The organism is Bradyrhizobium jicamae (genome assembly GCF_001440395.1).
Lineage (GTDB): Bacteria > Pseudomonadota > Alphaproteobacteria > Rhizobiales > Xanthobacteraceae > Bradyrhizobium > Bradyrhizobium jicamae.
The window spans coordinates 33,192-46,964 of the sequence record NZ_LLXZ01000104.1; the positions used below are offsets into that span (position 1 = coordinate 33,192).

A 13,773-nucleotide genomic window follows, 5' to 3' on the forward strand; every position below is an offset into this window, starting at 1 on the left:
TCGCCTTAAGGTGGTAACGGCCACCTTATTAGTCGAAAGTAGTTAAGGCTTGGCTGAGCAATTTCCGAAAAGCTTCACATTTGTCTATGTCGGCTTCAGGCCTTCGCGACATATTGCGCCACCGCGCAAGTTTGGTCGCTCACTGGGGTAAAGCGGGCGTTAGCCGGCCGATAGTCATGGCTGAATCAGCTGAAGATGACCCATACCGGACTCAGCCTGAAGATCAGAAGCGAGGTGAAGAGAACTCGACGGCCGGGACAACTGATTGTGGAACCGAGTTCAATGCTCGTAGCAGAAAGTGATTTGCCAAGCTATTCTTGTCGGGTCGTGGGAGCGCGCAATGTCGAAAGCAATTGCCGTCTTGGGCTCCGCTCTGTTCTTCGTCATTGCGCCGTTGGTGCTGGCAGGCTTCGTCCCCTGGTGGGTCACGCAGTGGGAATTTCGGCCAGCTTTTTTCGGCGTCGACCTAACCCGCATCCTCGGCGGTATATTGATCATCGTCGGAGTGCCCGGAGTTGTGGATTCATTTGCCCGTTTTGCGCTGGAGGGGCTGGGGACGCCCGCCCCGGTCGCGCCGACACAAAAGCTCGTAGTGACTGGCCTTTATCGCTACGTGCGAAATCCGATCTACATCGCGGTCGTCGCAGTCATTCTTGGTCAGGCCCTTTTGTTCGGTGACTGGCGTCTCCTCTGGTACGGCGTGCTACTCTGGCTTTTTTTTCATGTCTGGGTGGTGATGATCGAAGAACCGACGCTCAAGCAAACATTCGGCACGGAGTACGAGAGCTTTCGGACTAATGTGCCGCGCTGGATTCCGCGGTTGACGCCATGGCGAGCCGCATAAAGCAATCGTTGCAAGCGGCTCGATGCCGGCTGCAACAAACAGTGCGAGACGGCGAAGCGTAGCAAGCGCGCCTAGCGGCCTCGCCCCGGCTTATGGGCGCACAGCCTACTTCGTCTGCGTCCGCACCGGCCGGTCCTTCAGGCCGTTATTGTCATAGGCCTTGCGCAGCATACCGTTGGCGATCGCTTCGTTCAGAAACTTGACCGCGAACGCGAGCGACAGCGGATGATTGGGCGGCACCGCGACCGCCGTGACCGTTTGCTTGAAGGTTTCGTCCAGCACGCGGGTGCCCGGGATCTGCTTCGCCATCGCGTTGAGCTGGTCGCGCGACAACGCGAACGCGTCGATCTCGCCGGCCTTGAGCAGGCCGAAGATTTCGTCGTAGGTCTGGTAGCCCGTAACCTTGGCGTTCTTCAGATGCGCGATCGCGCCGCGCATGGTGGTCGTGTTGTTGACCGCCGCGACCTTGATGCCGGGTTGATCCAGCGTCGCAAAATTCGTCACCATCGAACCCGGCTTGACGATGTAGGTCGCATCCGCAACTTCATAGATCGGGCCGAACGACATCCGGCCCTCCCGCTCGGGATCCTTCGGCAGGAAGGTGATGTCCCAGGTGCCTTTCGAGGCCGCATCGACGATCTGCCCGGAATTGTTGTGCGCGATATATTCGACGGGAACGCCGAGTTGCTCCGCCATTGCCTTGCCGAGATCGACCGGTACGCCGGCGTAGCCGGTTGCGGTCCTGGTCGACCAGAACGCGCCGCCGGCCGGACTGATCGCGATCGCCACCCGTAGCTTGCCCGTCGGCGCGATCTCGTCTTTCAGCGCGTCGGCGCCGGCGGGCGTTGTCGTCATGATGGCTAATCCCAGAAAGAGGCCGGGCATTCCCGGCCGGAACTGATTGAACATCGGGAGCTCCTCCCCTGGCGGCTGGCGCCGCCCATCCTTTCACGGATGATCACTGCTTCTTTTTCTTTGCCCCAGCGGTGCCTTTTTGTGTCGCCGCGGCCGGGGTTGCCGGCTTGGCCGGCTCGGCCGTTTCGAACTTGCCGACCACGATGATCTGCACGCGCGCATTGGCAGGCGACGCCGGACGGTTGACATCCTGCAACTGTTCTTCGCCCAAGCCAAGCGCCTGCAGCCGTTTCGGTGCCACCTTGAAGGTGTTCACCAGCACGTCGCGGATCGATTCCGCGCGGCGCTGGCTCAGGATCAGATTATGGTCGCGCCTTCCAGCGGATTCGACATGATCGACGATCAGATAGCGGTAGGGCCGCGTCTTCGGGTCCGTGAGCGCGTCGGCGATGCTGCCGATGGTCTGGTATGAGGCCGGCCGGATCAGGGAAGAGTCCTGGTCGAACACGACGTCGAAACGGAGCTGTGGCAGTTTGGTCAATTGCGGCGCGATCGGCGGCCGCTTTTGCGGCTGGGCATCCGCCCTCGCCTTGATGCGATCGGCAGCCTGCTGGCGCAACGCAGTCACGTCGAGATCCGATTCGGCTTCGACGGCAAGCTTCTCAATGATATCTGCGGTCGACGTCGCCGTTTGCGCACGCGCCGCGGCCGTCGGCAATACCATCAGGGACAGGGCGCCTAGCAAAAGGCCGATGCCGCGCAGCTTTCCGCTTGTCCACCGCATCATTGATACCCCGCCGCGCTGATTGCCTTGTTACAGTTCGGGGTCGCCTTCTTGGTCGATTCCAACAGGCATTGCAGGCCCTTGACGGGGTCCTGCCGCACCTCGCCGCAAAAACGGTTCAGCTCCCAATTGCACAGCTTTACAAGGGAAGTGCGCGCGGTAATGCGCGCCTGGATGGCGCCGAGGGCCTGGGGATAATCGGTCTTGCACTTCGCCGACACCACGTCCTGGTTGCGACCCAGGCACTCCCGCAGGCGCGTCGCGTCGAGATTGACGCCGCGGCAATTGTCATCGATGTCCTTGCCGCAGCTTGCGGCCAGCATGGCCCCCGCCTTTTCGAAATTCATGGTCTGCGCTGCCGCCAGCGAAGGCACTGACATCGCAATGATGCAAAGGAAAAGCCGGATTCGGGTCATGCGCGCACCTCACACAAGGAGGATGGCGATGGTCAAGTGTTCTGTTTGATTTGGCTACGTTCTCCTCGATCTATTGCGCCGCAACAAATCGTCGCAAGGCGGGCCACCGGACAGGCCGGACTTGCTAGGCTGCGAATGACCATCCAGCCGCCTGCAGCATGACAGAGTGATGACAGCATGAGTTCGACCGCCGCGTTCCTCGCCTCCTTCGCCGCGATCCTGATCGGCGCGGCCCTCGGCACGGGCCTGAGGCGCGCCCTGCCGACCGAACTGCTCGAAGGCGGCGCCAAGGAAGCGATCCGCCTCAGCGCCGGTTTCCTCTCCACATTGGCCGCACTCGTGATCGGCCTGATGATCGCGTCGGCGAAGAACACCTACGACAACCAGAACAGCAATATCAGGCAGCTCGGCACCAATGCGGTGCTGGTCGACGAGATGCTGACCAAATATGGGCCGCAGGCGAAAGCGGCGCGCACGCTGCTCCGGGAAATCATCCCGTCCGCGACCGCCCGCATCTGGCGGGAGAACGCCGCAGGCAAAGGCGGCGATCCAGATTTCGTCGTCAGCGAGACGGCCGAGCGATTCTACCGGGCGGTCGAGGGCCTCAATCCCGCCAACGCGGAACAGACCTCGCTGAAATCCCGCATCATCCAGATCACCACCGACATGGGTCGGACGCGGCTTCTCGTGTTCACGCAAGCCGACGACGCGATACCGCTGCCGTTCTTTATCGTGCTGGTGTTCTGGCTGGCGGTGATCTTCGCGAGCTTCAGCCTGTTCGCGGAACCGGGGCTGATCGTCGTGATATCAACGCTCGTTTTCGCGCTCTCGGTATCGAGCGCGCTGTTCTTGATCGTCGATCTCAGCCACCCCTTCCAGGGCCTGATGCAGGTCTCGAACCATCACCTGCAGATGGTGCTGCCGAAGATCGAATGAACTTCTATGGCGCGGTTTGCGCCGCCGGCACCTTGATCTCCCGCGGCAGGATGATCGCGGCCACGATTACCAGCAGGCACAGCGCGCCGAACGCCTGCAGCATGGTGGAGAAGCCGCCCTTTTCATAGAGCCACGCCACCAGGCCGACGGAGGCGCCGGCTGCGGTGAAGCCGACGAAGTAGCGCACCGAATAGGCGCGCGAGCGCCATTCCTCGGTGGTGTATTTGCCGACCATGGCGTCGTTGACGGTGACCTGGCCGAACGCGCCCATCACGATGCCGATGGACGCGACGATCAGCGGCAGGTTCGACAGCGTGGCCGCGAAATACATGAACGGCGCCAGCAGGAACGACAGCGGCAGCATCACGGTCTTCAGCGAATAATGATCGATCAATTTGCCGATCGTATACTGCGTCATCGCGCCGAACACGTAAACGCCGGCCGCGATGACCCCGAGCAGCGCCGGGCTGTTGGTCACGCCGGCCAGCCGCTCCGCGAACAGCTTTGGCATCGCCACCGTGATGGCGTTGAAGGTGGTGGATATCGCGATCACCACGATCAGCAGCGCCAGCAGCACCCGCCACATGTCCTGCTTCGCAATGCGCGCCTGCGCCGCCGCCTGTTTGGTGCCGGTCCGGTCCTCGTGCACCACCATCAGCGCAAAGGCGATCCCGAGCAGGATGGTGATGATGCCCGGGGCGATGAAGGCCCAGCGCCAGCCGAGATATTGCCCGATCACGCCGGTGACCAGCGCCGAGGAAGCCACGCCGAGATTGCCCCAGACGCCGTTCAGCCCCATCTCGCGGCCGAGCCGGTCGGCATAGGACACGATCATCGCGGTGCCGACCGGATGATAGATCGAGGCAAACAGGCCGATCGCCAGCAGCGCCGCGCCGAGTTGCAGCGGGGTCTGCACGAAGCCGACCGAGATCATCGAGGCGCCAATCCCGAGAAAGAAGATCACCATCATGTGGCGCCGGCTCCAGCGGTCACCGAGCCAGCCGGTGATCAGCGAGCCGGCCCCGAAGGCGACGAAACCGGGGGTGGCATACGGCAGCAGCTCCGAATAGGCCATGCCAAGCGCCGGCCCCATGATGATGACGGCGGCCGCAAAAATGAGCATCGCATAATGGTCGATGAAATGCGCGGCATTGACGAAAGTGATGACCCGGCTGGGGCTGTTCATGGTCGATTCCCGAATCCCGTAATGTCCTGAAATAGGTTATACGGGGATGTCCTGACGGGATGTCGCCAATGAATATCGCCGAAAAGCCAATTGCCGCCATTATCGGACGCCTCACCTCGACCGGCGACGGCATCCACATGATCGCCAACAGCTACAAGAAGGGCTTTCGGATCCACACCCACATGCACCGCGAGGCGCAGCTGGTCTATGCGGCCAAGGGGACGATGCAGGTGACGACGCCGAAAGGCCGCTGGCTGGTGCCACCGGACCGCGCGGTGTGGGTCCCGGCGCTATCGGAACATGCCATCGACGTGCTGGCCGATATCGAGATGCGGACGCTGTATTTCGAACTCGACTGGCTGCGGCGCGAGGCACGCAGCCACAGTCTTGACGCGGAATTCGTGGTGCGGGTGTCGCCGCTGCTGCACCAGACCATCCTCGCTCTGTTCGACGATCGCGGCGACCGCGAGCGAACGGAGCTTTTGCTGCGGTTGGCCATGATGGAGCTTGATCAGGCCGAGGATTCCGCGACCTTCATTCCGCTGCCGCACGAGCCGCGCTGTCGGCGCGCCGCCGACATCGTGCTCGCGGACGTAACCAGCGACCACGAAATCGAAACGCTGGCGCGCGAGGTCGGCACCTCGGCGCGGACGCTGTCGCGGCTGTTCTCGGCGGAAACGCAATTGAGCTTCAAGAGCTGGTGCCAGCGCGCCCGGATTGCGGCCGCCATCGAGAAACTGTCGACCGAGGCCGGTGTCTCGGTCAAGCAACTTGCCTCGGATCTGGGCTATGCCAGCGTGCCTGCGTTTTCCCATGCCTTCCGGCAGGTTACCGGAAAAACGCCGACGGAATTCGCCGGCAAGGAGTGAGTAATCCCTTTGCGGAGACATGACATATTTCCGTACGGTCCATACGCTTGATTGTGATCGGCACCGCCCTAAATTCCGTATAAGATTCCGGCACCCCTCTCTGGATTCGACTTAACCGCATGGCCAACGCCTTTTTCTCCGACCTACTCGCAACGATCTCAGAACGCGGCCGTACGCTGCTGCGCAGGGGCGATCCGTCGGTCGCCCGCCAGGACTCCTCCGAACTGCTTGAACTCTGCGAGGCGCTGCTGTCGGGCCGCGGCGAAGCGTCAGCGACCGCACTGGCGCGCGACGTGCTCGATCGCTACCACGACCTCGACCCCGCCCATCGCCTCACCTTCTTCGAGGCGCTGGCCCGCGACTTCGGGCCGGACCGTGAGAAGTTGTCGCAGGCGATCGAGAGCTGGCGCAGTCAGCCGAACGACTCTGATGCCAGCAACCTTCACTTTGCTTCCGAGCCGCGGCGTCAGGAGCTGATCCGCCGGCTCAACCGCGCGCCCGGCGGCACCAGTGACCTCGTGGCGATGCGCGCCGACCTGCTTGCCCTGATGAAGGGCAACAAGGATCTGGCCGCGCTCGACCGCGACGTCGTGCATCTGCTGTCTTCTTGGTTCAACAGGGGATTTCTTGTGCTGCGAAGGATAGACTGGTCGACGCCGGCCAATATTCTGGAACAGATCATTCGCTACGAGGCCGTGCACGAAATCCGCGACTGGAACGATTTACGCCGCCGCATCGACCCGGTCGACCGCCGCTGCTACGCCTTCTTCCATCCCCAGCTCAACGACGAACCGCTGATCTTCGTCGAGGTCGCGCTGACCGAGACCATTCCAACCGCGATCGCGCCGCTGCTCGCCGCCGAGCGCCAGCCGGTGCCGATCGAGCGCGCACGCACCGCCGTGTTCTATTCGATCTCGAACACCCAGAAGGGGCTTGGCGGCATTTCCTTCGGCAGTTTCCTGATCAAGCAGGTGGCCGAGGAATTGCGGCGCGAATTGCCGAAGCTCGATACGTTCATCACGCTGTCACCGGTGCCGGGCTTCATGCAGTGGGTGAAGAAGGGCGACGACGTTCCCCTCACCGACGAGGAGCGCACGCTGCTGGAGGCCCTCGACAGGCCGGACTGGTTCGAGGATGCAGAACTGACCGCGCAATTGCGCGCCGTGATCGAGCCCTTGGCGGCGCATTATTTCCTGAAAGCGCGCACCTCAAAAGGCCGGCTGATCGATTCGGTGGCGCGCTTCCACATTGGCAACGGCGCGCGGCTGGAGAAGATCGACTGGCTCGGCGATCTCTCGCCCAAGGGCCTGCGCGAATCCGCAAGCGTCATGGTCAACTACCTCTACCGGCTCGAGGATATCGAGAAGAACCACGAGGCGTACGCCAACCAGGGCGAAATTGCTGCCTCCAGCGCGGTGAAGAAGCTGCTCAAGACCGAGGGGCGGCGGTTGCTGGATATGCGGCTGTCGTAGCCGGCGCGCTTCCTGCGCCGGCCTCAACTGGAATTCATCACGCATGGTTTCCAACGGCCTTACGCCTGGCCCGCGACGCGCGCGGCTGCGGCGCTATCGAATGGCTGTGGCGCACACTGATGTATGGTGTGCGACAGCCGACGCTGCATTCATCAATTGAGGCCGCGCGATGACGATAGACTGGACCGACGACCGGACGAGCGTGGACTGGCATGAGCTGGAGGCGCTCTATCGCGCCGCGCCGCTTGGCAACAAGAATGCGGACGATCTGAAGGTAGTGTTCGGCAACAGCATGTTCTGCTGCTTTGCCCGCGACAACGGCCGCCTGGTCGGCGCCGGCCGCGTCCTGGCTGACGGACGCGACTGCGCCTATCTCTGCGACGTAGCGGTCCTGCCGAGTTATCAGGGGACGGGTCTGGGAAAACAGATCGTCGATCGGCTGCTCGCCAGGTCGCAAGGACACACCAAGATCATTCTTTATGCGGTCGCCGGCCGCGAGCCGTTCTATGCGAAGTTCGGCTTCCTGCGGATGAAGACCGCGATGGCGATCTTCCGAAACCGGCAATCGGCGATCGAAAAGGGGCTGTTGTCCGAGAATTGATCGGAGCGATCGCGCGTTTTCGTTTCAGGTCTTGTACTCATAGAGCAACCGGGCCCGAATGGTGCCTTCCAGCGCCCGAATGTCCGCGAGCACGCGCTGGCCGTCGGCGGCCGACGCGTCGACGTCAAGCACCACGTAGCCGACGTCGTGGGCGGTCTCGTAATATTGCGCGGCGATGTTAACGGCATGACGCGCCAGCACTTCGTTCAAGCGCCCGAGCATACCCGGCAGGTTACGCTGCACCTGAATGAAACGCGTGCCTAAGGGCCGCGGCGGCAATTGAACCTGCGGGAAGTTGACGGCGCCCATGGTTGAGCCGGAATCGCTGTAATCGACCAGCTTGCGTGCGACTTCGGCGCCGATGCGCTCCTGCGCCTCTTCGGTCGAGCCGCCGATATGCGGCGTCAGGATGACGTTCTCCAGTCCCTGCAGCGGCGAGACGAAGCGCTCGGCGTTCGAGCGCGGCTCGACCGGAAAGACGTCGACCGCGGCGCCGCGAAGCCTGCTCTCGCGCAGCGCCTCGGCAAGCGCCTCGAGGTCCACGACCGTGCCGCGGCTGTTGTTGATGAAATACGCTCCTTGTTTGATCGCGCGAATCTCGTTGCGCCCGATCATACCGTGCGTGGCGGGAGTTTCCGGCACATGCAGGCTCACGACGTCGCTTTGCGCCAGCAGTTCATGCAGGCTCGCGGTCGGCTCGGTGTTGCCGTGACGAAGCCTGTCGGTGTGATCATAGAAGATCACGCGCATGCCCAGCGCTTCGGCGAGGTTGGAGAGCTGCGAGCCGATATTGCCGTAGCCGACGATGCCGAGCGTCTTGCCCCTCACCTCGTAACTGTCGTTGGCCGACTTGTCCCAACGCCCCTCATGGGCCGCATTGGAGCGCGCGACGATCCGGCGCAGCAGGAAGACGATCTCGCCAATCACGAGCTCGGCCACGCTGCGCGTGTTGGAGAACGGCGCGTTGAACACCGGAATGCCGGCCCGGCGCGTGGCGTCGAGGTCCACCTGGTTGGTGCCGACACTGAAACATCCGACCGCGATCAGCCGGTCCGCGGCGTCGAGAACATCCGTGGTGATTTGCGTGCGCGAGCGGATGCCGAGCAGATGCACGCCCTTGATCGCCTCCTTCAGTGCATCGCCCTCAAGCGCCTTGGGCAGGCGCACCATGTTGGAATAGCCGGCAGCCTCGATCATCTGCGCGGCACTGTCGTTGACACCTTCAAGGAGCAAGACCCGAATCTTGTCCTTCGCAAGCGAGAGTTGGGGAAGCGTGGTGGCCAAGATCGCGGCGTCCTTCAATGGATGAATCGTAAACTGGCGGCCCGGAAATCAGCGATCTGAGGCAGAGAGAACGCCCGGTCTGGGCCTCTGGTTTTGCCCCTTCCTATGCGATCCCGCCCTACGCCGCCAGCGCCTTCATTTCCTTTTGAGATCGGATTATGTGCCTCCACCGTCATTGCGAGGAGCGAAGCGACAAAGCAATCCATGCTTCAGCAAGCGGAGATATGGATTGCTTCGCTTCGCTCGCAATGACGAACGAGAGACCTTCTCCTCCTCAAGCCTTCGGCTTGTCGCGAAAATACGGCTCGACCGGGCCGTGCACCTTGATGGTCAGCGGATTACCGTAGCGGTCCTTGGCATTGCCGGCGGTGACGCGCACCCAGCCCTCGCTGATGCAGTATTCCTCGACATTGGTCTTCTCGACGCCCTTGAAGCGGATGCCGACATCGCGCGCGAGAATCTCGGCGTTGTAGTACGGGCTGTTCGGATCGACCGAGAGACGGTCGGGGAATTGGTCGTTCATCGCTTTGTTGGTCTCGCTCACAGCAGTGCCTCGATTTCTTTTCTCAATCCTTCGGGGGTAGCGGTCGGCGCGTAACGCCCGATCGCCTTGCCCGACCGGTCGACCAGGAATTTGGTGAAATTCCATTTGATCGACGGACCCAACAATCCCGATTTCGCGCTCTTCAGATGGTTGAACAACGGATGCGCCTGGCTGCCGTTGACGTCGATCTTGGCGAACATCGGAAACGTCACGTCGTACTTGCTCGTGCAGAACGTCTCGATCTGTTTGGCGTCGCCCGGTTCCTGGCCGCCGAACTGGTTACAGGGAAAACCGAGCACCGCAAAGCCGCGTGGCGCGAAGTCACGATGCAGCTGCTCCAGGCCCTTGTATTGCGGCGTGAACCCGCAGGCACTCGCGGTATTGACGATCAGGAGCACCTGACCTTCAAACCGTTTCAGCGGAACCTCGTCGCCAACAAGCGACTGCGCCGTAAAATCATAGACGCCTGGCATGGTCCTCTCTATCAGCCGGCAGGATCGATCGCGGCCGCGGGCGTTCCGCCGGCTTCCACCGCCTCGCCCGCGGCGAGACAGAGATCCTCGCGGTAACGCCCGGAAACCAGTTGCACACCGACGGGAATACGTCCCACCAATCCCGTCGAAACCGTTAGCCCGGGAAGCCCCATGAAGGGAATGGCGATCTGCGGCAATTGCGCATGCCAGACGCGCGCGAACGACGCCTCGTCCTTGCGATCGAGCTGATCGGGGAACGGCAATTCGCCCGATACCGGCATCAGCAGCACGGCATAGTTTTCGAAGAACGCCAGCCATTCGCGCGTCAGCGTCGCGCGCCGTGTCAACGCCTTCGACAGATCGAACGGATGCACTTTTGCGCGGTTGCCGCGCAGGCAGGTCAGCGCGCCGGGATCGCCTTCGCGCTCGGCCGCTTCGAGCTGCGCCTCGTAGCCGTCGCCGAGCCAGAGCTTTGTCTGCAGGTCGGCCGGCTCGCGCAGCGGCGGCGTATTCGCGATCTCCTCGACGATCCAGCCGGCGCGCTCCAGCCGCTTGCCGGCGTCGGCGACCGCAGCCCTCACCTCGGGCACGGGATCGAGGCCATCGGGATTGAGACACATCGCGACGCGCTTGGGCATCGCCGGCCCTTCCAGCGGCGCCGGCACCCACCATGGATCGCGATAATCCTTCGCCGACATCGCCGCCAGCGCAATCCTGATATCGCCGATGGTGCGGGCCAGCGGGCCTGAGACGGCGCTGATCTGCGGCCCGATCGGCCGGTCCGGGAGCGCCGCGTTGAATGCCGCGATGCGCCCCAAGGTCGGCCGCAGGCCGTGCACGCCGCAGGCGTAAGCCGGGTAGCGGATCGAGCCCGCGATATCAGTGCCGTGCGCGATATGCCCGATGCCGGCCGCGACCGCGGCCCCCGCGCCGCCGGACGAGCCGCCCGGCGTGATCGAGGGATCGCGCGGGTTCTTGGTGTCGCCATGGATGAGGTTGGTAGTGAACCAGCGATAGGAGAAGGCCGGGCAATTGGTGCGCCCCAGAATGACGGCGCCTGCCTTGTGCAGATTGTCGATCACCGGACTGTTGCTCTTCGCGATGGTATCGCGCTGCAGTTTCAGCCCGTTGGTGGTGGCAAAGCCTTCCTGGTCGATATTGACCTTTACCGTGACGGGCACGCCACCGAGGGGGCCTGTGTCTTCGCCGCGCGCGATGGCGGCATCGATGGCGGAAGCCTGAGCCAGAACGTCCTCGGGCCGGTGGTCGACCACGGCATTGATTTTGGGATTGACCGCATCGAGCCGCGCCAGCGCGGCGGTCGCCGCCTCCCTGGCCGAGACTTTCTTCGACCTGATCAGCGAGGCCATTTCCGCGGCCGACAGACGCCAGAGATCCTGCATGCAAAACTCCGTTTGATTGCCGCCCTTTTAGCGCCGGGCGCAGGGCAATGCCAGCGGGAGGAAGTGGCGGCGAGCGAGCGCGGCTCCCTCGCCCCGCTATTTCGGGGCCGCGACGAGCAAAGCTGGCGCTGGGAGGGCTGGGGTAAGGGGCTGCTTCCGCGAGCTCCGTGTGCGGTGAGACCCGTACCCCCTCACCCGGATTGCTCCGCAATCCGACCTCTCCCCGCAAGCGGGGCGAGGTTGAGCAAAGCTAGCGCATGTGGGCGATGTAATAGGCGAGATCGGCGATCTGCGCGGTCGCAATCGGCGCCATCACGTCGGCCATGCTGGCGTCGTAGCCGCGGCGGCTGTTGTCCTTGTACTCGCCAAGCGTCTTGGCGAGATAATCCTCGCGCTGGTTGGCGATACGCGGGACGTTTTCCTTCCCCGAGAGATCAGGGTTGTGGCAGGTATCGCAACGGTGCTGCTGGACCAGCGCCTGGCCGCGCTGCATCCGCGCGGGATCGCCATTTTCCCCTGGCGCCTCGGGCTTCGGCATCTTGGCGACGTAGTCCGAGAACAGGCGGAGATCGTCGTCGGTCAGCCCCTTCGCCATCTCGTTCATCGGCTCGAAGACGCGCAGCTTCTCGCGGAACATGAAGAGCTGGATCAGCGTGTACGGCGCCTGCTGGCCTCCGAGCGAGGGCGTGTTTTCGGTTTCGGACTGGCCCTTCTCGCCGTGACAGGCGAGGCAGGGCGCGATGCGCTGTTCGATGGTTTCGGCCGATGCAGATGTTGCAATCAACGCAAACGCAAGTGCGGCTATCGTCTTACGCATCGGCTATTCCCGGCATTTCGTCGTTCCGGGGCGATGCGAAGCATCGAACCCGGAACCTCGAGATTCCGGGTCTGGTGCTTACGCACCATCCCGGAATGACTGCTACTCACAATGACGATTGAGACTACGACTTCCCCGCCACCTTCTGCTTGCCGTAGGTGATTCGGTAGACGGCGCCGTTCCAGTCGTCGGAGACCAAGAGCGAGCCGTCCTTCATCTGCAGTACATTGACCGGGCGGCCGATATATTTGTTGTCTTCCAGGAAGCCGGTGAGGAACGGCTCCATCGACTTCATCGTGCCGTCCTTGTTGAACTTGGCCATCACGAGATCGCCGCCCACTTTCTTGGAGCGGTTCCAGGAGCCGTGCCGGGCGATGATGGCCACGTTCTTGTAGGCCTTCGGGAACATGCTTCCGGTGTAGAAGCGCATGCCAAGCGCCGCGGAATGCGGCCCCAGCAGACCCACCGGCGCGGTATATTCGCTGCAGGATTTACCCCAGCCGAATTCGGGATCGACGATGTTGCCCTGCAGGCAGAACGGCGCGCCGAAATGTTCGCCGACCTTGGTGATGCGGTTGAGCTCGTCCTCCGGCACGTCTTCCGACATCCAGTCGCGGCCGTTGTCAGTGAAGTAGAGCTGCTTGGTTTCCGGATGCCAGTCGAAGCCGACGGTGTTGCGGACGCCGCGGGCGATCACTTCCGCGCCGGAGCCGTCGAGGTTCATCCGCCTGATGAGGCCGTGCTCATCGCTGTTCAGCACGTTGTTGCCGGGCTGGCCGACCGGAACGTAAAGCTTGTTGTCGGGTCCGATGCCGATGAACTTCCAGCCATGGGCCTCGTCCTTCGGCAGCTTGTCGAAGATCACGGTCGGCTTCGGCGGATTGTCCAGGTTATCCTCGACCTTCTCGATCTTGGAGACCTTGGATAGTTCGGCGATGTACAGCGTGCCGTCCTTGAAGGCGAGGCCGTTCGGACGATAGAGGCCGGAGGCCAGCACCTTGACCTCGCGTTTGCCGTCCTTGTTGACGATGGCATAGACCTTGTCGACCAGACGGCTGCCGACGAACACCGTGCCCTTGTCGCCGAGCGCGAGCGAGCGGGCGTTCGCCATGCCGGCGGCATACACCTCGATGTTGAAACCGGCCGGCACCTTGAGCTTCGCCGTCGGCAATTTATCCGGCGCGGCTGCGATCGGCGGCGGCGCGATCGGCGCAAGCTTGGCGGCGGCATCGTTGCCGGCAGGACGGCCGATCAACGGCGAGCCTGGAGGCAGCGCCGGCGAGGCCGCA

Annotated in this window: 15 protein-coding genes; 5 read left to right on the forward strand and 10 right to left on the reverse strand. The window is 62.9% G+C overall.

Annotated features, from left to right (window positions below):
• Positions 1-340 precede the first annotated feature (340 nt).
• On the forward strand, positions 341-844 hold the full coding sequence (locus CQ12_RS17175; protein ID WP_057836484.1) for a methyltransferase family protein: 504 nt from the start codon (positions 341-343) through the stop codon (positions 842-844).
• Positions 845-949: 105 nt separating this feature from the next.
• On the opposite strand, the gene CQ12_RS17180 is transcribed toward CQ12_RS17175, so the two are convergent.
• The 3 genes from CQ12_RS17180 to CQ12_RS17190 form a co-directional block, all read right to left on the reverse strand.
• Positions 950-1,729, reverse strand: coding sequence for a transporter substrate-binding domain-containing protein (locus tag CQ12_RS17180; protein WP_057836499.1), 780 nt, complete (start codon positions 1,727-1,729; stop codon positions 950-952).
• Between the two features lie 73 nt (positions 1,730-1,802).
• Positions 1,803-2,486, reverse strand: a complete 684-nt coding sequence (locus CQ12_RS17185; RefSeq protein ID WP_057836485.1) for an OmpA family protein — start codon at positions 2,484-2,486, stop codon at positions 1,803-1,805.
• On the reverse strand, positions 2,483-2,899 hold the full coding sequence (locus CQ12_RS17190) for a hypothetical protein (protein WP_063799762.1): 417 nt from the start codon (positions 2,897-2,899) through the stop codon (positions 2,483-2,485). Before CQ12_RS17190 ends, CQ12_RS17185 begins: the two co-directional genes overlap by 4 nt.
• A 177-nt stretch (positions 2,900-3,076) precedes the next feature.
• On the opposite strand from CQ12_RS17190, the gene CQ12_RS17195 reads away from it, so the two are divergent.
• Entirely contained in the window at positions 3,077-3,835 is a 759-nt protein-coding gene (locus CQ12_RS17195) for a bestrophin-like domain (RefSeq protein ID WP_057836487.1), read from the forward strand.
• Between the two features lie 4 nt (positions 3,836-3,839).
• Here the strand turns inward: CQ12_RS17195 and CQ12_RS17200 are convergent, their stop codons facing one another.
• Positions 3,840-5,021 (reverse strand): MFS transporter, encoded by a 1,182-nt coding sequence (locus tag CQ12_RS17200; RefSeq protein WP_057836488.1) that lies wholly within the window; start codon positions 5,019-5,021, stop codon positions 3,840-3,842.
• A gap of 68 nt (positions 5,022-5,089) precedes the next feature.
• Between CQ12_RS17200 and CQ12_RS17205 the strand changes: the two genes are divergently transcribed.
• From CQ12_RS17205 to CQ12_RS17215, 3 genes are all read left to right on the forward strand, one after another.
• On the forward strand, positions 5,090-5,890 hold the full coding sequence (locus CQ12_RS17205; protein ID WP_057836500.1) for an AraC family transcriptional regulator: 801 nt from the start codon (positions 5,090-5,092) through the stop codon (positions 5,888-5,890).
• Positions 5,891-6,009: 119 nt separating this feature from the next.
• On the forward strand, positions 6,010-7,362 hold the full coding sequence (locus tag CQ12_RS17210) for a malonyl-CoA decarboxylase (protein ID WP_057836489.1): 1,353 nt from the start codon (positions 6,010-6,012) through the stop codon (positions 7,360-7,362).
• A 169-nt stretch (positions 7,363-7,531) separates the two neighbouring features.
• Entirely contained in the window at positions 7,532-7,963 is a 432-nt protein-coding gene (locus CQ12_RS17215) for a GNAT family N-acetyltransferase (RefSeq protein ID WP_057836490.1), read from the forward strand.
• A gap of 24 nt (positions 7,964-7,987) precedes the next feature.
• Here CQ12_RS17215 and serA read toward each other — a convergent pair whose 3' ends face one another.
• The 6 genes from serA to CQ12_RS17245 all read right to left on the reverse strand — a co-directional run.
• On the reverse strand, positions 7,988-9,274 hold the full coding sequence (serA, locus tag CQ12_RS17220; protein WP_430642228.1) for a phosphoglycerate dehydrogenase: 1,287 nt from the start codon (positions 9,272-9,274) through the stop codon (positions 7,988-7,990).
• A gap of 247 nt (positions 9,275-9,521) precedes the next feature.
• Positions 9,522-9,791: a DUF3297 family protein gene (locus CQ12_RS17225; protein ID WP_157088269.1), complete on the reverse strand. Its 270-nt coding sequence runs from the start codon at positions 9,789-9,791 to the stop codon at positions 9,522-9,524.
• Entirely contained in the window at positions 9,788-10,264 is a 477-nt protein-coding gene (locus tag CQ12_RS17230) for a glutathione peroxidase (RefSeq protein ID WP_057836491.1), read from the reverse strand. Before CQ12_RS17230 ends, CQ12_RS17225 begins: the two co-directional genes overlap by 4 nt.
• Before the next feature lie 11 nt (positions 10,265-10,275).
• Complete coding sequence (locus tag CQ12_RS17235) at positions 10,276-11,667, reverse strand: amidase family protein (protein WP_057836492.1); 1,392 nt, start codon at positions 11,665-11,667, stop codon at positions 10,276-10,278.
• A gap of 250 nt (positions 11,668-11,917) precedes the next feature.
• Entirely contained in the window at positions 11,918-12,484 is a 567-nt protein-coding gene (locus CQ12_RS17240; protein WP_057836493.1) for a c-type cytochrome, read from the reverse strand.
• A gap of 124 nt (positions 12,485-12,608) precedes the next feature.
• Positions 12,609-13,773 (reverse strand): PQQ-dependent sugar dehydrogenase (locus CQ12_RS17245; RefSeq protein ID WP_347337432.1); only part of this gene is annotated, 1,165 nt, incomplete at its 5' end.

Coding starts and splice junctions, on each gene's coding strand:
- CQ12_RS17175 (WP_057836484.1), top strand. CDS start 341: ATGTCGAAAGCAATTGCCGTCTTGGGCTCCGCTCTGTTCTTCGTCATT.
- CQ12_RS17180 (WP_057836499.1), bottom strand. CDS start 1,729: ATGCCCGGCCTCTTTCTGGGATTAGCCATCATGACGACAACGCCCGCC.
- CQ12_RS17200 (WP_057836488.1), bottom strand. CDS start 5,021: ATGAACAGCCCCAGCCGGGTCATCACTTTCGTCAATGCCGCGCATTTC.
- CQ12_RS17230 (WP_057836491.1), bottom strand. CDS start 10,264: ATGCCAGGCGTCTATGATTTTACGGCGCAGTCGCTTGTTGGCGACGAG.
- CQ12_RS17185 (WP_057836485.1), bottom strand. CDS start 2,486: ATGATGCGGTGGACAAGCGGAAAGCTGCGCGGCATCGGCCTTTTGCTA.
- CQ12_RS17210 (WP_057836489.1), top strand. CDS start 6,010: ATGGCCAACGCCTTTTTCTCCGACCTACTCGCAACGATCTCAGAACGC.
- CQ12_RS17240 (WP_057836493.1), bottom strand. CDS start 12,484: ATGCGTAAGACGATAGCCGCACTTGCGTTTGCGTTGATTGCAACATCT.
- CQ12_RS17215 (WP_057836490.1), top strand. CDS start 7,532: ATGACGATAGACTGGACCGACGACCGGACGAGCGTGGACTGGCATGAG.
- CQ12_RS17235 (WP_057836492.1), bottom strand. CDS start 11,667: ATGCAGGATCTCTGGCGTCTGTCGGCCGCGGAAATGGCCTCGCTGATC.
- CQ12_RS17205 (WP_057836500.1), top strand. CDS start 5,090: ATGAATATCGCCGAAAAGCCAATTGCCGCCATTATCGGACGCCTCACC.
- CQ12_RS17195 (WP_057836487.1), top strand. CDS start 3,077: ATGAGTTCGACCGCCGCGTTCCTCGCCTCCTTCGCCGCGATCCTGATC.
- CQ12_RS17190 (WP_063799762.1), bottom strand. CDS start 2,899: ATGACCCGAATCCGGCTTTTCCTTTGCATCATTGCGATGTCAGTGCCT.